This is a genomic window from Pseudomonas danubii (assembly GCF_042980055.1).
Lineage (GTDB): Bacteria > Pseudomonadota > Gammaproteobacteria > Pseudomonadales > Pseudomonadaceae > Aquipseudomonas > Aquipseudomonas danubii.
Genome location: NZ_CP116502.1, coordinates 4,653,744 through 4,673,627, shown reverse-complemented (window position 1 = coordinate 4,673,627; position 19,884 = coordinate 4,653,744). Strand labels below are relative to the sequence as shown.

General features: G+C 63.7%; 15 protein-coding genes. 8 read left to right on the top strand and 7 right to left on the bottom strand.

Annotated elements, in window-relative coordinates:
• Positions 1-11: 11 nt before the first annotated feature.
• The 6 genes from xylB to PFZ56_RS21045 all read right to left on the bottom strand — a co-directional run bounded on the left by xylB (position 12) and on the right by PFZ56_RS21045 (position 7,359).
• On the bottom strand, positions 12-1,505 hold the full coding sequence (gene xylB / locus PFZ56_RS21070; RefSeq protein WP_170002838.1) for a xylulokinase: 1,494 nt from the start codon (positions 1,503-1,505) through the stop codon (positions 12-14).
• A complete protein-coding gene (locus tag PFZ56_RS21065; RefSeq protein ID WP_170002839.1) occupies positions 1,502-3,004 on the bottom strand; it encodes a mannitol dehydrogenase family protein in 1,503 nt (500 codons plus the stop codon). Before PFZ56_RS21065 ends, xylB begins: the two co-directional genes overlap by 4 nt.
• Positions 3,005-3,035: 31 nt before the next feature.
• Positions 3,036-4,139 carry an ABC transporter ATP-binding protein gene (locus PFZ56_RS21060; protein ID WP_102879290.1) on the bottom strand — a complete coding sequence of 368 codons (1,104 nt, stop codon included), beginning with the start codon at positions 4,137-4,139 and terminating at the stop codon, positions 3,036-3,038.
• Between the two features lie 23 nt (positions 4,140-4,162).
• Positions 4,163-4,993: a carbohydrate ABC transporter permease gene (locus PFZ56_RS21055; RefSeq protein WP_123390765.1), complete on the bottom strand. Its 831-nt coding sequence runs from the start codon at positions 4,991-4,993 to the stop codon at positions 4,163-4,165.
• Between the two features lie 10 nt (positions 4,994-5,003).
• Positions 5,004-5,930, bottom strand: coding sequence for a carbohydrate ABC transporter permease (locus PFZ56_RS21050; RefSeq protein WP_102879291.1), 927 nt, complete (start codon positions 5,928-5,930; stop codon positions 5,004-5,006).
• 157 nt (positions 5,931-6,087) lie between these two features.
• Complete coding sequence (locus tag PFZ56_RS21045) at positions 6,088-7,359, bottom strand: sugar ABC transporter substrate-binding protein (protein ID WP_249735932.1); 1,272 nt, start codon at positions 7,357-7,359, stop codon at positions 6,088-6,090.
• A gap of 388 nt (positions 7,360-7,747) precedes the next feature.
• Between PFZ56_RS21045 and PFZ56_RS21040 the strand changes: the two genes are divergently transcribed.
• The 6 genes from PFZ56_RS21040 (at position 7,748) to PFZ56_RS21015 (ending at position 14,663) form a co-directional block, all read left to right on the top strand.
• On the top strand, positions 7,748-8,770 hold the full coding sequence (locus PFZ56_RS21040) for an AraC family transcriptional regulator (protein ID WP_102863555.1): 1,023 nt from the start codon (positions 7,748-7,750) through the stop codon (positions 8,768-8,770).
• A 315-nt stretch (positions 8,771-9,085) separates the two neighbouring features.
• Positions 9,086-10,750, top strand: a complete 1,665-nt coding sequence (locus PFZ56_RS21035) for an AMP-binding protein (RefSeq protein WP_102879294.1) — start codon at positions 9,086-9,088, stop codon at positions 10,748-10,750.
• Between the two features lie 14 nt (positions 10,751-10,764).
• Complete coding sequence (locus PFZ56_RS21030) at positions 10,765-11,526, top strand: SDR family NAD(P)-dependent oxidoreductase (protein WP_123390772.1); 762 nt, start codon at positions 10,765-10,767, stop codon at positions 11,524-11,526.
• 12 nt (positions 11,527-11,538) lie between these two features.
• Complete coding sequence (locus PFZ56_RS21025; RefSeq protein ID WP_102879296.1) at positions 11,539-12,729, top strand: acetyl-CoA C-acyltransferase; 1,191 nt, start codon at positions 11,539-11,541, stop codon at positions 12,727-12,729.
• 12 nt (positions 12,730-12,741) lie between these two features.
• A complete protein-coding gene (locus tag PFZ56_RS21020; RefSeq protein ID WP_110595731.1) occupies positions 12,742-13,869 on the top strand; it encodes an acyl-CoA dehydrogenase in 1,128 nt (375 codons plus the stop codon).
• 20 nt (positions 13,870-13,889) lie between these two features.
• Entirely contained in the window at positions 13,890-14,663 is a 774-nt protein-coding gene (locus PFZ56_RS21015) for an enoyl-CoA hydratase (RefSeq protein WP_102863560.1), read from the top strand.
• Positions 14,664-14,783: 120 nt separating this feature from the next.
• Here the strand turns inward: PFZ56_RS21015 and PFZ56_RS21010 are convergent, their stop codons facing one another.
• A complete protein-coding gene (locus tag PFZ56_RS21010) occupies positions 14,784-15,548 on the bottom strand; it encodes an SDR family oxidoreductase (protein WP_102879299.1) in 765 nt (254 codons plus the stop codon).
• Positions 15,549-15,819: 271 nt separating this feature from the next.
• On the opposite strand from PFZ56_RS21010, the gene PFZ56_RS21005 reads away from it, so the two are divergent.
• Positions 15,820-17,988, top strand: coding sequence for a DUF3274 domain-containing protein (locus PFZ56_RS21005; RefSeq protein WP_394304438.1), 2,169 nt, complete (start codon positions 15,820-15,822; stop codon positions 17,986-17,988).
• On the top strand, positions 17,988-19,583 hold the full coding sequence (locus tag PFZ56_RS21000) for a DUF2875 family protein (protein WP_346010561.1): 1,596 nt from the start codon (positions 17,988-17,990) through the stop codon (positions 19,581-19,583). The genes PFZ56_RS21005 and PFZ56_RS21000 overlap by 1 nt, the downstream gene beginning before the upstream one ends.
• Positions 19,584-19,884: the final 301 nt, after the last annotated feature.

Below are 19,884 nucleotides of genomic sequence, written 5' to 3'. Positions count from 1 at the left end.
TCATTCGCTCTTCAAAGGGTTGCCAGATGCTGTTGATAGCGTGCATACGCCGGCTCGTAGGCTTTCACCTGTTCGGCCTGGGGCCAGGTCTGGCTGTCGAGGTCGAGGCTTACGCAGCGTTCACAGAGTTGCGCCAGGCTAAAGGCCGGGTCCGTCTGCCGTCCATGGCACCAGGCCGCCTGGATCGCCGCACCCAGGGCGGCGGCTTCGGCTTCACGGGTGCAGATCACCGGGGTGTGCATGATATCGGCGACCATCTGCCGCCATAGCGGACTTTTCGAGCCGCCGCCGATCAGGCGGATGCTCTGGCTTTGCAAGCCATTGGCCCGCAACAGGTCGAGGCCGTAGCGCAGGCCGAAGGTGGTGCCCTCCAGCACCGCGCGGCACAGGTTGGCCTGGGTCAGGTTGTCCAGGGTCATGCCCAGCAGGCTGCCACGGGCCTGGGGCAGGGCGGGGACCCGCTCGCCATTGAAGAACGGCAGCAGGCACAAGCCTTCGGCGCCGATTGGCGCCTGGCCCGCCAAGCGGTTGAAGCTGTCCAGGTCCAGCTCCAGCAGTTGGCGCACCAGGGTGGTGGCGTTGGTCAGGTTCATGGTGCAGATCAGCGGCAGCCAGCCACCGCTGGACGAGCAGAAGGACGCCACCGACGCGTGGCTGACCAGCGGCTGCTCGGCATAGGCATACAGGGTGCCGGAAGAGCCCAGGCTCAGGGTGATGATGCCGGGCTCGATATTGCCGGTGCCGATGGCCCCGAGCATGTTGTCGCCACCGCCGCTGGCCACCAGGGCCTGGGGGTTGATGCTCAGGAGCCCGGCCATCTGCGGCAGTATCGGCCCCACCGGCTGCTGGGCCTGGATCAGTTCCGGCAAGGCACGCTCCAGGCGGCCCTCGGGGTCGATGTGGGCCAACAGGGCTCGGTCCCAGTCACGGCGGCGGACATTGAAGTAACCGGTGCCGGAGGCGTCGCCGTATTCGCTGCAGCAGCGCCCGGTCAGCCAGAAGTTGAGGTAATCGTGGGGCAGCAGGATATGGGCGATGCGCTGGAATAAGGCGGGGTGCTGTTCCCGGGTCCACAGCAGCTTCGACAGGGTGTACCCCGGCGCCAGGGCGATACCCAGGCGCTCCAGGGACCCTTGTTCTCCTCCCAGGTGATCCAGCAGGCGCTGGTTCTCGGCCACGGTTTCGGTGTCGCACCAGAGCTTTGCCGGACGCAGCACCTGGCCTTGATCATCCAGCAGCACCAGGCCGTGCTGCTGACCGGAGACCGCGAGGCCAAGAATGTCCCGGCCATCGACCCCGGCCGCCTGCAACGCCTGGTGGGTGGCGCTGATGCAGGCTTGCAGCCATTGCCCGGGGTCTTGCTCGCGTCGGCCGTTGGCGCCGCTGATCAGGCTGTGGGGGGCGGCGCCCAGGCCCAGGACGGCGCCGCTGTGGCTGTCGAGGATCAGGGCCTTGGTGCCCTGGGTGCCACAATCTAGACCCAGGTACAGCGCGGCTGTGTTCATCCTGCGCTCCGCGCTGGACGCGCTGGCTTGGCCAGCAGGCGTTCCAGGGTCCGGCTGACGCCATGCTCGCGCAGGCTGTTGAAGCAGCGCTCAAAGGCGTCGACGAACTCGGCGGACCTGGGGATCGCCGGGCCGAAGATTTCCTCCACTCCCAGCAGGCGCTGGGTCAGCAGGGTGTCGTCCGCCACCAGGGCCTGGCAGAACTCGGCCCGTGGATCGGCAATCGTGTAGCGCACGCCGTTTTCGTCCACGCCCCGCAGGTACAGGGCCCAGGCGGCCACCACCAGGGCCGCCCGCTCGGTATCGCGGCCCTCGGCGATCAGGCGGTTGAGGGTGGGCACGGTGAACTTGGGAAATTTCGACGAGCCGTCGCTGCACACCCGCTCCAGCTGGTCGGCGATGGCCTGGTTGGAAAAGCGCTGGACCAGCGTGTCCTTGTAGGCCGCCAGGTCTATGCCCGGCACCGGCGCCAGTTGCGGGGTCACGTCCAGGTCCATGTAGGCACGCATGTAGGCGACGAACAGCGGGTCGTTCATGGTTTCGTGGACGAAGCGGTAGCCCTTGAGAAAGCCCAGGTAGGTCAGGGCCAAGTGGCTGCCGTTGAGCAGCTTGATCTTCATCTCTTCGTAGGGCGTGACGTCGTCGGTGAACTGCACGCCCACCTGTTCCCAGGCTGGGCGGCCGTTGACGAACTGGTCTTCCAGGACCCATTGCACAAAGGGCTCGCACACCACCGGCCAGGCATCGTCGATGCCGTGCTGGTCGTGCAGTTGCAGGCGGTGGGCGGTGCTGGTCATGGGGGTGATGCGGTCCACCATGGCATTGGGGAAGCTCACCTGGCTGGCGATCCAGTCGTGCAGGTCGGCGTCGCGCCGGGCGGCAAACGACAGCAGTGCCTTGCGGGTCACGGCGCCGTTGTGGGGCAGGTTATCGCAGGACATCAGGGTGAAAGCCGCAATGCCCGCGGCGCGACGCTTGGCCAGGGCGGCACAGAGGAAGCCGAACACCGTGCGTGGCTGCTGGGGGTGGGCCAGGTCGTGCTGGATCTGCGGCAGGTGGAGCATGAACTCGCCGCTGCTGTCATCGATGCAGTAACCGCCCTCGGTAATGGTCAGGGAGACGATGCGGATCTCTGGGCTGGCCAGCTTGTCGATCAGCGCCTGGGGGCCGTCTTCGGCCAGCAGCATCTGGCTGATGGAGCCGATCACCCGCACTTCGTGGTCGTTGCCGTCCCCCAGTTCGAACAGGGTGTAGAGGCAGTCCTGGCCCGCCAGGTCGTCCCGGGCGCGGCGGTCTTCGGGGCGCAGGCCGACCCCGCAGATGCTCCAGTCCAGGCCCTGGCCCTGGTTCATCAGGGCGTCGGTGTAGTAGGCCTGGTGCGCCCGGTGAAAACCGCCGACGCCGATGTGCACGATGCCTTGGCGGGTGTCGGCGGCACTGTAGGTCGGCACCTGCACCTGGGGCGGGAGCTGGCTGAGGTTGAAGCGATTGAGTTTCATGCAAGGGCTCTCGGTAATCGGGCGGCGGCCATCAGGCGGCGGCGCGCAGGGAACGGGGAACAGCGACGCCTTGGGCATCGAACAGGTGGCAGTGCTCGGGGTCCAGGCGCAGGTGCAGTTGCTCGCCGCAGCGGCTGGCCAGATCACCGCGGATGCGCAGGGTCAGGGCCTCGCCGCAGGTGCTGCGCACATGACAGAAGGTGTCGCTGCCCAGGCGCTCGGCCACGTCGCTGGTGACTGGCAGGCTGCCGGGGCCGGGCTCGCCCAGCTCCAGGTGTTCGGGGCGAATGCCCAGGGTCACCGGGCTGCCGACCTTGAGCTGCGGATGGCTTTGGCTCAGGCGCAGGCGTGCCCCGGCCTGCAGTTGCACCTCGCACCCCTGGCCGTCCACCTGGCTGACGCTGCCCTTGAGAAAGCCCATCTTCGGTGTGCCGAGAAAGCCTGCGACAAACAGGTTGGCCGGGCGGTGATAGAGCTCCAGGGGCGAACCCACCTGTTCCACCCGGCCGCCGTTGAGCACCACCACCTTGTCCGCCAGGGTCATGGCTTCGACCTGATCGTGGGTCACGTAGATCATGGTGGCCTGCAGCTCCTGGTGCAGGCGCGCCAGCTCCAGGCGCATCTGCACCCGCAGCGCGGCATCGAGGTTGGACAGGGGTTCGTCGAACAGGAAGATCTTCGGATTGCGCACGATGGCCCGGCCGATGGCCACGCGCTGGCGCTGGCCGCCGGAGAGTTGCTTGGGCTTGCGTTCGAGCATCGGGCCCAGTTCGAGAATGCGCGCCGCCTCGTCGACCTTCTGTTGCACCTGGGCCTTGTCGACCCCGGCCAGGTCCAGGGCGAAGGACATGTTCTTGCGCACGCTCATGTGCGGGTACAGGGCGTAGGTCTGGAACACCATGGCCAGGTCGCGCTTGGCCGGGCTGACTTGGGTGATGTCGCGCCCGTCCAGCTCGATGCTGCCGTCGCTGACTTCCTCCAGCCCGGCGATCAGCCGCAGCAGGGTGGATTTGCCGCAGCCGGAGGGGCCGACGAAGACCACGAATTCCTTGTCGTTCACTTCAAGGTCGATGCCCTTGATGATCTCGAAGCCTTCGAAGCCTTTTTGCAGGTTGCTGATTTTCAGGTGAGCCATGGGATGTCTCCAGAATTCGAGGGTTACTTCACTGCGCCAAAGGACAGGCCGCGCACCAGTTGCTTCTGGCTGATCCAGCCGAAGATCAGGATCGGCGCGCAGGCCAGGGTCGAGACCGCCGAGAGCTTGGCCCAGAACAGCCCTTCGGGGCTGGAGTAGGAGGCGATCAGCGCGGTCAGCGGGGCGGCATTGGAGGAGGTCAGGTTCAGCGACCAGAAGGCTTCGTTCCAGCACAGGATCAGCGACAGCAGCGCGGTGGAGGCCAGGCCGCCCTTGGCGATGGGCATCAGCACCCGGAGCATTTCCTGGGCCAGGGTCGCGCCGTCCAGGCGCGCGGCTTCGAGAATGTCCCGGGGGATGTCCTTGAAGTAGGTGTAAACCATCCACACCACGATCGGCAGGTTGATCAGGGTGTAGATCACGATCAGCGCGATGCGCGTGTCCAGCAGGCCGAAACTCTTGGCCAGCAGGTAGATGGGCATCAGCACGCCCACCGGCGGCAGCATCTTGGTGGAGAGCATCCACAGCAGGGTGCGCTTGGTGTTGCGGGTCTCGTAGAAGGCCATGGAGTAGGCCGCCGGCACCGCGATCAGCAGGCTCAGGGCGGTGGCGCTGAAGGAGATCACCACCGAGTTCCAGGCGAAGGCCAGGTAGTTGCTGCGCTCGTTGATGTGCAGGTAGTTCTCAAGCGTTGGCGTGAAGATGAACTGCGGCGGCGTGGCAAAGGCGTCGATCTCGCTCTTGAAGCTGGTCAGCACCATCCAGAAGATCGGGAAGAAGATCAGGATCGCGATGGCCCAGGCCAGGGTGCCCAGTAGCAGGCTTTGCAGGCGTCGGGATTGTTGCAGGGTCATGGCGGGCACCTCAGCTCTGGTCAGTCAGGTTCTTGCCGATCATCCGTACCAGGATGATCGCGGCGATGTTGGCGATGACCACGGCGATCAGGCCGCCGGCGGAAGCCATGCCCACGTCGAACTGCACCAGCGCCTGGTTGTAGATCAGGTAGGCCAGGTTGGTCGAGGCGTAGCCCGGGCCGCCGTTGGTGGTGGTGAAGATTTCGGCGAACACCGAGAGCAGGAAGATGGTCTCGATCATCACCACCACGGCGATGGGGCGCGCCAGGTGGGGTAGGGTCAGGTGCCAGAAGATCGCGATGGGGCCGGCACCGTCCAGGCGCGCGGCCTCTTTCTGTTCCTGGTCCAGGGACTGCATGGCGGTCATCAGGATCAGGATGGCGAACGGCAGCCACTGCCAGGAGACGATGATGATGATCGACAGCAGCGGGTAGTGGGCCAGCCAGTCCACTGGCTGGGCGCCGAACAGCTTCCACAGCGCCGCCAGAATCCCCGAGACCGGGTGGAAAATCAGGTTCTTCCAGATCAGCGCGCCCACCGTGGGCATGATGAAGAACGGCGAGATCAGCAGGACCCGGACAATGCCCCGGCCGAGGAACTCGCTGGCCTCCAGTAGGGCACTGATCAGCACTCCGAGCACCACGCTGATCAGCAGCACGCTGCCCACCAGCAACAGGGTGTTGGTGGCCCCGGGCACAAAGCCCGAGTCGCTGAGGAAGTAGCTGAAGTTCTCCAGGCCCACGAACTGGTTTTCACCGGGGTACAGCAGGTTGTAGCGGATCAGCGAAAAGTACAGGGTCATGCCCAGGGGCACGATCATCCACAGCAGCAACAACGCCACCGAGGGGCTGACCAGGAACCAGCCGGGGCTGGCCAGGCGACGCTTGCGGGGGGCCGCCTGCGCTGGCAGATGGAGCTTGGCAGTCGAGGTATTCATGAGGATCACAACCAGTTGGGTATGAGGGGGCGCGACACTGCGCTGGCGTGGCCGGGCTGCGCGTAGGCGCTGGCTGGCCAGCGAAGGCGTCCTTGAACACTGCGCAAGACTCAAGGGCCTCTTCGCCGGCCAGCCGGCTCCTACAAGGCGTGCCGGGTTATTTCGGGTAGCCGGCGCGCTTCATTTCCCGCTCGGTGCTCTGCTGCGCGGCTGCTAGGGCCTGGTCCACGGTGGTCTGGCCGATCAGCGCCGCGGAAAACAGCTTGCCGACCTGGGTGCCGATGGCCTGGAACTCGGGAATGGTCACCAGCTGGATGCCGATGTAGGGCACCGGCTTGAGGGTCGGTTTGCTCGGGTCCACCGCCTTCAGCGATTCCAGGGTGATCCGAGCGAACGGCGCGGCGCTCATGTAGGCCTGGCTGTAGGTGGAGGCGCGGGTGCCCGGCGGCACATTGGCGATGCCGTCCTTCTCGGCCACCAGGGCTGCGTATTCCTTGGAGGTGGCCCAGGTGGTGAAGGTCTTCGCGGCGTCCTTGGCCTTGGAGCTGGCGGGGATCGCCAGGGACCAGGAGTACAGCCAGGCGCTGCCCTTGTCGGTGACTTGGTGCGGCGCGTAGGTGAAGCCCACCTGCTCGGCGACCTTGCTCTGGCTCTGGTCGGTGACAAAGGAGCCGGCGACGCTGGCGTCGACCCAGATCGCGCACTTGCCACTGTTGAACAGCGCCAGGTTTTCATTGAAACCGTTGCTGGAGGCCCCGGGCGGGCCGGACTTCTTCATGTTGTCGACATAGAAGCTCAGGGCGTTCTTCCATTCTGGCCCGCTGAACTCGGGCTGCCATTGTTCATCGAACCAGCGTGCGCCGTAGCTGTTGGCCAAGGTGGTGATCAGGGCCATGTTTTCGCCCCAGCCGGCCTTGCCCCGCAGGCACAGGCCGTATTGCTCCTGCTCGGGCTTGTTGAGCTTGGCGGCGAATTCGCCAATCTGCTCCCAGGTCGGCCGCTCCGGCATGCTCAGGCCGGCCGCCTGGAACAGGTCGGTGCGGTAGTAGGTCATGGAGCTTTCGGCATAGAACGGCAGGGCGTAGAGGGTGCCCTTGACCGACAGCCCTTCACGGACCGAAGGGAAGACATCGTCCAGGTCATAGGCGGCGGGCAGGTCCTGCATCGGTTGCAGCCAGCCCTTGGCGCCCCAGAGTGCGGCTTCGTACATGCCGATGGTGAGCACGTCGAACTGGCCGCCCTGGGTGGCGATGTCGGTGGTCAGGCGCTGGCGCAGGACGTTTTCTTCCAGCACCACCCAGTTCAGCTGGATGTCCGGGTGCTGGCTCTCGAAGGTTTTCGACAGCCGTTGCATGCGGATCATGTCGCTGTTGTTGACGGTGGCGATGGTCAGGGTCTGGGCGCCGAAGGTGACGCTGCTGAGGGTCATGCAGGTGCTGAGGAGCAGGGCTTGGGTGCAAGGTTTCATCGGTCACTCCTCTTCTGCGCCAATGCTGGCGACAGAAGGACGGTTATTGTTGTTATGTCTTCCGCCAGAGAGGAAGAATGTGGGCTGATTACAGCCCTCAAACGCGGCGCTGACAAATCATCCATGACACTGGAGTTGATACTTTTTTGCACTGCTTTGCTGCCGCTGCCAGGGCCCGGGTCTCGATTTGCAGGGCTTGCCCCGGGTTCAAGCCGCTACGGAGCCCGCGAATCCGTATCGGTTTCAAGGTGGGCGGGAGGCGACTCTTAGCCCAAAGCCCACTGGCATTTTTCCGATCACTGCCTAAGATGGCCGTCCTAAACCCCGATCCAGGAAACCCTTGGCCACGATGTCCGAAAAAGACACCATCTCCATGCAACTGGTGCGTGAGGCGCTGCTGCAAAGCTGCGCTCCGGGCGCGGCCACCGATGAAGTGCTGCACAAGGTCGGCATCGATCCGGCGGGCTTGCAGCAGGGCCGGGCACGGGTCCCGGCCAGTGCCTATGCGCGGCTCTGGCGCCTGCTGGCCCGGCGTCTGGACGACGAGTTCTTCGGTATGGACCCGCGCAAGCTGAAGTCCGGCAGCCTGGCCTTTCTCTGCCGCTCGGCCATGGCCCAGCCGACCCTGGCCATGGGGCTGGACTCGGTGCTGGGCTTTCTGTCGCTGATGTTCGAGCGCCTGCCGGCGCAACTGGTGCACCAGCAGAGCCTGGCGGAAATCGTCCTGCTGGAGGATGAACACGAGCCACGGCGGGCCTTTACCTACTTCACTTACTGGATGATCGTCCACGGCGTGGCCTGCTGGCTGGCAGGTCGGCGGATTCCGATCCTGGCCATCGAACTGCGTTGCCCGCAGCCGGATTTCTGCGACGACTACCGGGTGATGTTCTCCGACAACCTGCGCTTTGATCGACCGCGCACGCGGATGATCATCGCCGCCGACTGCCTGGACCTGCCCATCAAGCGCAGCGAAGCGGAACTCAAGCGCTTTCTGGCCCATGCCCCGGCCAATATCCTGGTGAAATACCGCGATCCCGAAAGCCTGGCCAGCCGCATCAAGCAGCAACTGCGGCAATTGCCGGGGGAGCAGTGGCCGGAGAGTGAAAGCCTGGCCCAGAGCCTGTGCATGTCCGCCTCGACCCTGCGCCGGCGCCTGGCGGAAGAGGGCCAGAGCTACCAGGCCCTCAAGGACAGCGTGCGCAAGGAACTGGCGATTGTCTGGCTGGCAGAGCCGCAACTGAGTTTCGCCGAGATAGCCGGGCGCCTGGGGTTTGCCGATACCAGCTCGTTCTACAAGGCGTTTCGCAAATGGTCCGGCTCCAACCCCGGGCACTATCGCAGCCTGATCCTCAACGACCCGGACCTCTCGTAGGAGCCGGCTTGCCGGCGAAGGGGCCCGCAAGCCAGGCTCCGCCCCGGCCGACGCCTTCGCTGGCAAGTCAGCGCCTACACAGCTCGCCATCACCGCATCCGTCCGTAGGAGCCGGCTTGCCGGCGAAGAGGCCCGCAAGCCATGCGCCGCTCCGACAGATCCGCCATCTCGCCGGATCTGTTGGAGCGGGCGCTTGGCCAAACCGGTCACGCAACTTGATAGCTTTGACCATTGTTCCGCGAGGGCTCTGGCGCCAGTATTTCCCCGGTTTTCATGAGGTTCCCATCCTAATAAGAACAGCGAGGGATTCTGGCAATGCGCAACTACCTGTCCGCTATCAAAGAGTTCAACTATCAGCACACCGTCGACGCCGCCCTTGCAGGCTCGCTGTCGGCGCTCAATGCCTGTGTCGAATGTTGTGACCGGCATGCATTGCCTGGTCGTATCGCGCTGTTCTGGGAAGGCCGGGACGGCAGCAGCGCCACCTACACCTTCACTGAATTGCAGGACAAGGCCGCTCGCCTGGCCAATTTCCTCCTGGCCCAGGGGGTCGGCAAGGGCGACAAGGTCGCCGGACTGTTGCCGCGCAATGTCGAACTCTTGATCACGGTGCTTGCCACCTGGCGTATCGGCGCGGTGTACCAGCCGCTGTTCACTGCCTTTGGCCCCAAGGCCATCGAGCATCGCTTGAACAGTTCCCAGGCCAAGGTGGTGGTCACCGATGGGGTCAACCGACCCAAGCTCCTGGAGGTCGCCGATTGCCCTACCGTCGTCACAGTGGGAGGCGCCAAGGGCCAGGGCATCGTGCGCGGCGATTTCAGTTTCTGGGCCGAGTTGGAACAGTACCCGGCCCAGTGCGAACCGGTGCTGCTCAGTGGTGAAGACCCCTTCCTGCTGATGTTCACTTCCGGCACCACCGGCCCGTCCAAGGCCCTGGAAGTGCCGCTCAAGGCCATTGTCGCGTTCCAGGCCTACACCCGCGACGCCGTGGACCTGCGCCCGGAAGACGCCTTCTGGAACGTCGCCGACCCGGGCTGGGCCTATGGCATCTATTTCGGCGTCACCGGGCCCCTGGGCCTGGGTCACCCGATCACTTTCTACGACGGCCCCTTCACCCTGGAAAGCACCTGCCGGGTGATCAACAAATACGGCATCACCAACCTCACTGGTTCGCCCACGGCCTACCGCCTGCTGATTGCCGGTGGCGACCAGTTCGCCCGGTCGATCAAGGGCCGCCTGCGCATCGTCAGCAGCGCCGGCGAGCCGCTGAACCCGGAAGTGATCCGTTGGTTCGCCGAGCAGCTGGACGTGGTGATCCACGACCACTACGGCCAGACCGAGCTGGGCATGGTGCTGTGCAACCACCACGGCCTGGACCACCCGGTGCATGTCGGCGCCGCCGGCTTTGCCTCGCCGGGCCACCGCATCGTAGTGCTGGACGAAGAGTACCGGGAGCTGGGTGTCGGTCAGCCGGGGATCCTGGCCATCGACCGCAGGCAGTCGCCGATGTGCTGGTTCGCCGGTTACGCCGGGGTGCCGACCAAGGCCTTTGTCGGCGATTACTACCTCAGCGGAGACACCGTCGAGCTGAACCAGGACGGCAGCATCAGCTTTGTCGGCCGCAGCGATGATGTGATCACCACCTCCGGCTATCGGGTGGGCCCTTTCGATGTGGAAAGCGCCCTGATCGAACACCCGGCGGTGGTGGAAGCGGCGGTGGTAGGCAAGCCCGATCCCGAACGCACCGAGCTGGTGAAAGCCTTTGTGGTGCTCAGCGAGCAGTACCGCGCCACCCCGGAGTTGGCCGAGGAGTTGCGCCAGCACGTGCGCAAGCGCCTGGCGGCCCATTCCTACCCCCGCGAAATCGAATTTGTCAGCGACTTGCCGAAAACCCCCAGCGGCAAATTGCAGCGCTTTATCTTGCGCAACCAGGAAATCGCCAAGGCTCAAGAGGCCGCGGCGTCAACAGCTACCGCATGAACAGGATTTGAATGATGGACATTGCAAACCAGGTGTTTCTCGTCAGTGGCGGTGCGTCGGGCCTCGGTGCCGCCAGCGCTGAAATGCTCGTCGCCGCCGGCGCAAAAGTGATGCTCGTGGACCTCAACGCCGAGGCCGTGGCGGCCAAGGCCCAGCAACTGGGCTGCCAGAGCGTGGTGGCGGACATCAGCCAGGAAGCGGCGGCCGAAGCGGCGGTGCAGGCCACGGTCAAGGCCTTTGGCAAGCTCAACGGGCTGGTCAACTGCGCCGGTATCGTGCGGGGCGAGAAAATCCTCGGCAAGAATGGCCCCCACGCTTTGGCCAGCTTCAGCCAGGTGATCAACGTCAACCTGATCGGCAGTTTCAACCTGTTGCGCCTGGCCGCGGCGGCCATCGCCGAAAGCACTGCCAATGCCGAGGGCGAGCGCGGGGTGATCATCAACACCGCCTCCATCGCCGCCTTCGACGGGCAGATCGGCCAGGCCGCCTATGCCGCCTCCAAGGGCGCCATCGCCAGCCTGACCCTGCCGGTGGCCCGTGAGCTGGCACGCTTCGGCATCCGGGTGATGACCATCGCTCCGGGGATCTTCGAAACCCCGATGATGGCCGGCATGAGCGAGGAAGTACGGGCCGGTCTGGCCGCTGGCGTGCCGTTTCCGCCACGCCTGGGCAAACCCGCCGAGTACGCCGCGCTGGTGCGGCATATCATTGAAAACAGCATGCTCAACGGTGAGGTGATCCGTCTCGACGGTGCCTTGCGCATGGCCGCCAAGTAAGGAGGAATTCTCATGTCCATTGCCCACGATCCGATTGTCATTGTCAGCGCCGTCCGCACCCCCATGGGCGGTTTCCAGGGGGAACTCAAAGGCCTCAGCGCCCCGCAACTGGGGAGCGAGGCCATCCGCGCCGCGGTGCAGCGCGCCGGCATTGCGGCTGACGCAGTAGAAGAAGTGCTGTTCGGCTGCGTGCTGTCTGCCGGCCTCGGCCAGGCCCCGGCGCGCCAGGCCGCCCTGGGCGCGGGCCTGGACAAGGGCACCCGTTGCACCACCCTGAACAAAATGTGCGGTTCCGGCATGGAGGCCACCATCCTGGCCCACGACATGCTGCTGGCCGGCAGCGCCGAGGTGGTGATCGCCGGTGGTATGGAGAGCATGTCCAACGCCCCATACCTGCTGGACCGGGCCCGTAGCGGCTACCGCATGGGCCACGGCAAGGTCCTCGACCACATGTTCCTCGATGGCCTGGAAGACGCCTACGATAAGGGCCGCCTGATGGGCACCTTCGCCGAAGACTGCGCCGAGGCCAACGGTTTCACCCGTCAGGCTCAGGATGAATTTGCCGTGGCCTCCCTGACCCGTGCCCAGCAGGCGATCAAGGACGGTCTGTTCAAGGACGAGATCGTTCCCCTGCAGGTGATGATCGGCAAAGAGTCGAAGCTGATCAGCGATGACGAGCAGCCGCCCAAGGCCAAGCTGGACAAGATCGCCACCCTGAAGCCGGCGTTCCGCGACGGCGGCACGGTCACCGCGGCCAACTCCAGCTCGATCTCCGACGGTGCCGCGGCCCTGGTGCTGATGCGTCGTTCCGCAGCCGAGCAACGCGGCCTCAAGCCCTTGGCGGTGATCCATGGCCACTCGGCCTTTGCCGACACCCCGGGGCTGTTCCCGGTGGCTCCGGTGGGTGCCATCGAGCGATTGATGAAAAAGACCGGCTGGTCCTTGCAGGACGTGGACCTGTTCGAGATCAACGAAGCCTTCGCTGTGGTCAGCCTGGTGACCATGAGCAAGCTGGAAATCCCCCACGCCAAGGTCAACGTCCATGGCGGCGCCTGCGCCCTGGGCCATCCCATAGGTGCCTCCGGTGCGCGGATTCTGGTGACCCTGCTGTCGGCCCTGCGCCAGAAAGGCCTCAAGCGTGGCGTGGCCGCGATCTGCATCGGCGGTGGTGAAGCCACGGCCATGGCCGTTGAATGCCTGTAACGAGGAATCCCGATGTTGCCCAATGACGAACAACTGCAGATCAGCGACGCGGCCCGGCAATTTGCCCAGGAACGCCTCAAGCCTTTCGCCGCCGAGTGGGATCGCGAGCACCGCTTTCCCAAGGAAGCCATTGCCGAGATGGCCGAGCTGGGTTTCTTCGGCATGCTGGTGCCTGAACAGTGGGGTGGCTGCGACACCGGCTACCTGGCCTATGCCATGGCCCTGGAAGAAATCGCCGCCGGTGACGGCGCCTGTTCCACCATCATGAGCGTGCACAACTCGGTGGGCTGCGTGCCGATCCTCAAATTCGGCAATGACGAGCAGAAAGAGCGTTTCCTCAAGCCCCTGGCCAGCGGCGCCATGCTCGGCGCCTTCGCCCTGACCGAGCCCCAGGCCGGCTCCGATGCCAGCAGCCTGAAGACCCGGGCCCGTCGCGATGGCGATCACTATGTGCTCAACGGCTGCAAGCAATTCATCACCTCGGGGCAGAACGCCGGGGTGGTGATCGTGTTCGCGGTCACCGACCCGGCGGCCGGCAAGCGCGGCATCAGCGCCTTTATCGTGCCCACCGACTCGCCGGGCTATAAGGTCGCACGCATCGAGGACAAGCTCGGCCAGCACGCCAGCGATACCTGCCAGATCCTTTTCGAGGATGTGAAGGTGCCGCTGGCCAACCGCCTGGGGGAGGAGGGCGAGGGCTACAAGATCGCCCTGGCCAACCTTGAAGGCGGGCGCGTGGGCATTGCCTCGCAGGCGGTGGGCATGGCCCGGGCGGCGTTCGAAGCAGCGCGAGACTACGCCCGTGAGCGCGAGACCTTCGGCAAGCCGATCATCGAGCACCAGGCCGTGGCGTTCCGCCTGGCGGACATGGCTACCCAGATTGCCGTGGCGCGCCAAATGGTGCACTACGCCGCCGCCCTGCGCGACAGCGGCAAGCCGGCCCTGGTGGAAGCCTCGATGGCCAAACTGTTCGCCTCGGAAATGGCCGAGAAGGTCTGTTCGGCGGCGTTGCAAACCCTGGGCGGTTATGGCTACTTGAGCGACTTCCCGCTGGAGCGCATCTACCGCGACGTGCGCATCTGCCAGATCTACGAAGGCACCAGCGACATCCAGCGCATGGTCATTTCGCGCAATCTCTGACTTTTAGCAGGAGCTGATTCATGAGCTACGAAACCATTTTGTTGGACATCAAGGACCGCGTTGGTCTGATCACCCTCAACCGCCCCCAGGCGCTGAACGCCCTCAACGCGCAGATCGTCGGTGAAGTGAACCAGGCCCTGGACCGCCTGGAAGCCGACCCGCAGATCGGCTGCATCGTCATCACCGGCTCGAAGAAAGCCTTCGCCGCAGGTGCCGACATCAAGGAAATGGCCGAACTCACCTACCCGCAGATCTACCTCGACGACCTGTTCAGCGACAGCGACCGCGTGGCCAACCGGCGCAAGCCGATCATCGCCGCGGTCAACGGCTTTGCCCTGGGTGGCGGATGCGAACTGGCCTTGATGTGCGACTTCATTCTGGCCGGCGACAACGCCAAGTTCGGCCAGCCGGAAATCAACCTTGGCGTATTGCCGGGCATGGGCGGCACCCAGCGCCTGACCCGCGCCGTGGGCAAGGCCAAGGCCATGGAAATGTGCCTGACCGGACGCTTTATCGACGCCGTGGAAGCCGAGCGTTGCGGTATCGTCGCGCGCATCGTCCCAGCGGACGACCTGGTGGAAGAAGCCCTGAAAGTCGCCGCCCTGATTGCCGCAAAATCGATCCCGGTGAGCATGATGATCAAGGAAAGCGTGAACCGCGCCTTCGAAGTCAGCCTGTCCGAAGGCGTGCGCTTCGAACGCCGGGTGTTTCACGCGGCGTTCGCCACCCAGGACCAGAAAGAGGGCATGGCCGCCTTCATCGCCAAGCGTGATCCGCAGTTCAAGGATCAGTAAGCGCACCGCCCCTGGCAGGACGCGGCGTTCATCCAGCGTCCCTGCAGCCTCAACCGCAGCGCCTAGGGGCTGTTCCCGTTTGGCCCAGCAACGCGGCTCGTCACCAAACGGGAACAGACCCTAGCTGCGGTTGATGGAGACTCCCCCCTCAACCAGCATCGCCGTCCCGCTGACGAAACTGGCGGCGTCCGACGCGAGGAACAGCGCCGCACGGGCAATTTCCTCGGGACGGGCGAGGCGCTTGAGGGCATGCAGGTTTTCGACAAAGGCGCGTTTCTCTGGCGTGTCGGTGGCTGCTCGGCCCATTGGCGTGTCGGTGCCTCCGGGCAGTAGCGCGTTGGCGCGAATGCCATGGGGGCCTTCTTCAGCCGCGATGACCTGGGTCAAGCCGATCAGCGCGGCCTTGCTCGCGGCATACGCCGCCATGCCGGGAAAACCGACGTGGTGCCCGACAAAGCTGGAAGTGAAAATGATCGACCCTGCGCCCCGGCTGCGCAGAGCAGGCAACTGGTACTTGGCCCCAAGAAAGGCACTGGTCAAGTTGCAGTCGAGCACGGCCTGCCACTGGCCCAGGGTCAACTCGGAGACGGACCGGGTTTCACCGGTCATTCCGGCGTTGTTGAACGCGATATCCAAGCCACCGAAACGCTCCAGTGCCAGCGCCACAAGACGTTCGGCCAGTGCCTCGCTGCGAATGTCACCGGCAACCCCGAGTGCCTCGCCACCGGCTTGCTGGATCTGGGCGACCAACGCATCCAGGGCGTCGCCCCGACGGCCAGTCACTATCAGGCGCGCGCCCTCTTGGGCGAACAGTCGGGCGGCAGCCTGACCGATTCCCGATGTGGCCCCCGTCACAATCGCGACTTTGTCTTGCAGTTGTTTCATGATTGACCTCCTTTGCATGAGCGTTGGGCCAACCCTAGGCCGCGGCGAACGGCGCTGAACTCCGGATCTTGCGTTGAATGTCTTTTTCAACGCACCGCGCTGATCGCCGGCAAATCGATGTTTTTTGCCTCGGCGGCACCGGTGACAATCAGGCGCCCCGAGTCCGAGCGCCTTTCAGAGAACTCCTAGATTTATCGTCCTGGTCCTTTGTTATGGTGCGGCGCCGGCTTTGTTTTGCGCCGCATCAGTGCCATCAAGGAGGACTAGCACGATGAATGACGCCGTTCGGATGAGGACCATTTGCACCGGTGAAGCGATCACCCTGCCAGGCGGTGGCGACGTCCACCTGATCGCGCCGCCGCCCAAGCCCTGCGTGACCATCGTGGTGCATGGCGTCAACGACCTGGCCGGTTGCTACGAGCGCATCGAGCGCGGCCTGTGCGAGGGGCTCAACGAGCGCCTGGACATGGCGCCGACCCTGCCCAATGGCGTGAGCAATCCGGGCTTTCTGCGTCCGGCCGGCTACAGCCTGCCCGAGGACGATGAGGGCAAGGCCAGCAACCCTGACGCTGTGTACTACCGGCGCAAATTCGCCGCCGCGGCCAATGGCACCGACGTCCGCAGCGTGGTCATTCCGTTCTACTGGGGCTTTCGCGAGGAAGAGAAGCACATCATCAAGGATGCGCCCCACGGCGAGTGGATGGATCGCAACAGAAACCGCCTGGACAAGGCGGGCACCCTGGAGGGGGGACATTTCGTCAATGCCACCACCAACCTGCCGGACATGTGGGGCAAGGGCTTCAACGGCAAGCTGTTTGGCTTCATCTCCCTGAATCTGCTTGCCGGCGAGCTGACTCACCCATTGTTCTCCGCGCCTGGACGTCGCTACATGGTGCTGGCGGCGATGCGCCTGGCGATGCTGATCAAGATCATCCGCAAGCGCTACCCCAACGACACGGTGAATGTGGTGGGCCACAGCCAAGGCACGCTCATCACGTTATTGGCCCATGCCTTTCTCAATGATGACAAGGTGCGGCCGGCCGACGGCGTGGTGATGATCAACTCGCCCTACAGCCTGCGCGAACCCAACATGGAGAAGCTTCAGGGCTTCGGCGCGCAGCAGACGGCCGAGGCCCGCCTGGCGACGCTTGACGCGATCCTGAAGTTCATTACCGCAGCGCCCAATCCGTACCCGGCCTTGTCGAGCATCGCCCTCAAGAACTGCCAGGGTTATGGCGCTATTGGCGGGCCTGGCTGGAGCGGCGGCAGCGCCTGCGAAACCACGATTGACGCCAAGCGCATTGCCTTCAACGAGCGCGATAACCGAGGCAGTGTCTACCTGTATTTCACTCCACAGGACCAGACCGTTGGCCTGGCCAACGTCCAGGGAATCGGCTGGCAGGGTGTTGACGAGCAGCTGTATGGCAAGCCCCTGCGCCGGACCTTACCGCTGAGTTTCCACCAGCGAATCTTTACCCTGCGCAAGCGCGGTGGCGAAAAGGAACTGATCGGTTTGCACACGCCGCCCCATGCCTACCCATTGCTGCTTCAGGGGGAGGACACCTGGGAAGACACCGGTCTGCCTTGCCTGCAGCGGATGTCCGTGGCCCGCGCCTCCCTTGAGCAAGGGAAGTCGGTGATGTTGACCGCACCGTTATTGCCAGTGCCCGTTGAAACCAACTTTGACGCCGATGGCACAGTGGTCATGCCGGGAGCGGACTCCAACAGCGGTGTCTATCAGATCAAGGACAAACTGGCGCCCATCGACGCCGCCATTGCGATCAGCAATAAAGCCTGGACCCCCGAAAGCACCCGGCACAGCCGGCTGGAGGCGATCGACGAGGCCGTCGCCTTCAAGCACGGACGCGACATTGGCAGCGTTCAAAAGGCCCTCAACGAAGGCAAGGAGATATCTGAAACCACCCACGTGTTTGCCGCACGAGCGACCGATGACGGCAAGGTGCTGGTGACCCGTTCAGAAACCCCCTACGAGGCACGCATGCGCCTGCAAAGTGGCGGCAAGGACAAGGAGCACGAAGAAGCGCTGTCTTTCCACTCGGCCATTCCAAACAACCCGGAACACAGCCGTCGAGTGCTGGCGTATGACGTGGCGATAGGGGCGGGGGAGAGCTTGGATGATGTGACGTTTTATGCGTATTTGTGTCGGGTGGCGGATTGGCGGTTGGATTGGGAGAGAACGCACACTGAAATCAATGGCCAAAATGATGAGGAAAGTTTTGATATGCCCGATGACGCTGTAGAAGAACTATACCTCGCAGAGGAGTCTCAAAATCGTGCGCTGATCGATTCTACGGTGGCATATCGTACCGGTGGCGTACTACCGACAAGTGTGAAGGACAAAATACCTTCTCTGGTAGCTACCCAGTCTCTTGCTGGGCGCAAAGCCGGAGTCCCCGTCAGTTTTGGGGGAACCGTCTGATGCGCCGAATGTTTACGTACTGGTCTCTCACCAGCCTGCTACTGACTAGTCACTTGACCCAGGCTGATGAACTCTCACTGGCATCTATTCGTTGCTTTCCTAGTGCGGCCACGGCCGTAACTGCTTATACCTCGTCCAGAAAGGCCTCCAACATGACTGTTGACACTCGTTATCGTGCACCCACTACTTCGCCTCGGTTGGAGACTCTGGATGTGCTCAGCGTCGGTGTTAGCCTGGACGTTTTTCGTCAGGGACAGGTCTGGCAGAAGTTGCAAGAGCAAGGCGCAAAACAGCCTGAATCACTACACGTAGGTAGCGTTTTGCCTATGGATCCTACGAAGTACCCAGTAACTTCTGATGATAAAAACATGGCATGGACTAAGCGCATTGCCGATGCACTGGAACTGGGGCTGCGAGACTTTATGGAGAAGTGGCCAATCCCAACTATTACAGTGGTTCGTGATTGGGACCCTAAAACGCCTAACTTGCGTTTTAGGCCCGAAAGAACACAAAGAATGCTGATAAACACGGTAAATAGCTATCGGACAGACTCGGGTTTGCACTGGCACCGCATCCGCAATGTGCACGACGGTATTGTTTGCAATGACACCCCCGAAGGTTTGGTGGAGAGTCTATTCCAGTTGTTTGAGCGTAATCCCGATCTACCGGCTGTTCTGGTTTACAACCTCGATGGCATCAATATGGCTGGCGCTCTATCAAGCAAGGACATTTCTTTAAAGTCGCTTGGGGCTGTCGCCGGCCCTCGCCAGCCAGACAAGTTAACCGACGCCATGGTCGCCCTGGTCGTCGGCCGTCCCGAACGTGTCGAATGGCTGCGCTATTACGCCCCCTTCACCAAGGTCAACCAGAACAAGATCGATCCCGAATTCACCGGTTGGGGCTGGCGTAAACCGGCGGTGGAGTTCCAACCTTCGGAGTTCATCCCACAACCCTGGACCGAGCGCGCTTTTGAACAGTGGGACGCCCTGCCGGTGCTGGCCAGGATTCATCGCCCGGTCACGGTTTCCTTACAGCGCCCGGACAACGGCGAGCGCCTCAAGCGCGAAGCCTTGACCGTTCAACTGGCTGCTGGTTGGAAAAAAGCCACTGATGCCGTTACGCCCGCACCGGCCCGGGTGTTCTACGACGGCGGCCTGAACAGCACGCCACTGGCCGAATTGCTTCCTGCGCTGACGGCTGCCCGCAGCTCTCTGGATCTGCTCGACTCCCGCGAAGGCTACGACCTGACCCAGCGCCTGGGCGATACCGGCGCCGCCTCGCCGTTCGTGGGCATCGCGCTGGCGACCATGGCCAGTTACCAGAATGCCGACACCAGCGTGGTCATGCCTCTGCGTCGCAAGGATCAAGCGACCCTTATCACCATCACCTCGCCGACACCTGGGCAAAAGCCCGTTGGCAACAAATTTGGCATCAACCTGATGCCCCAAACCGCCAGCCATGACGACGGCGCCTCGGTAAAACCAGCGCCGGCTGCTCCTGCCGCATCGCGGAGGCCGGTTGTGGAAGAGGACTACACGCTGGAAGAGTTTCTGGCTGAGCTGAGGCCCAAGGACAACTGGATGGATGATCTCTAGCGCTGGCTGATCAAGCTGCGCTGAAGACCCGGGTCAAAGGGAGAGGGCTGTTTCGATGCACCGCATAATGTTGTTGATGGGCTGCCTGTTGTTACTCAATCACGGTGTTCAAGCCGCTGAGCAGCCCCTGACCTCTGGACGTTGCTTCGCCAGTCCGGCCCCGCCCGTGACGGCCTATACCTCAGACAGGAAGGCTTCCGCCATGACCGTTGAACCTCGCTTGTTGTAGAAAGCCGCTTGCGAAGGGGCAGGCTTGTGTAGGCGCTGGCTTGCCAGCGATGGCGTCCAGCAGGGCGACGCC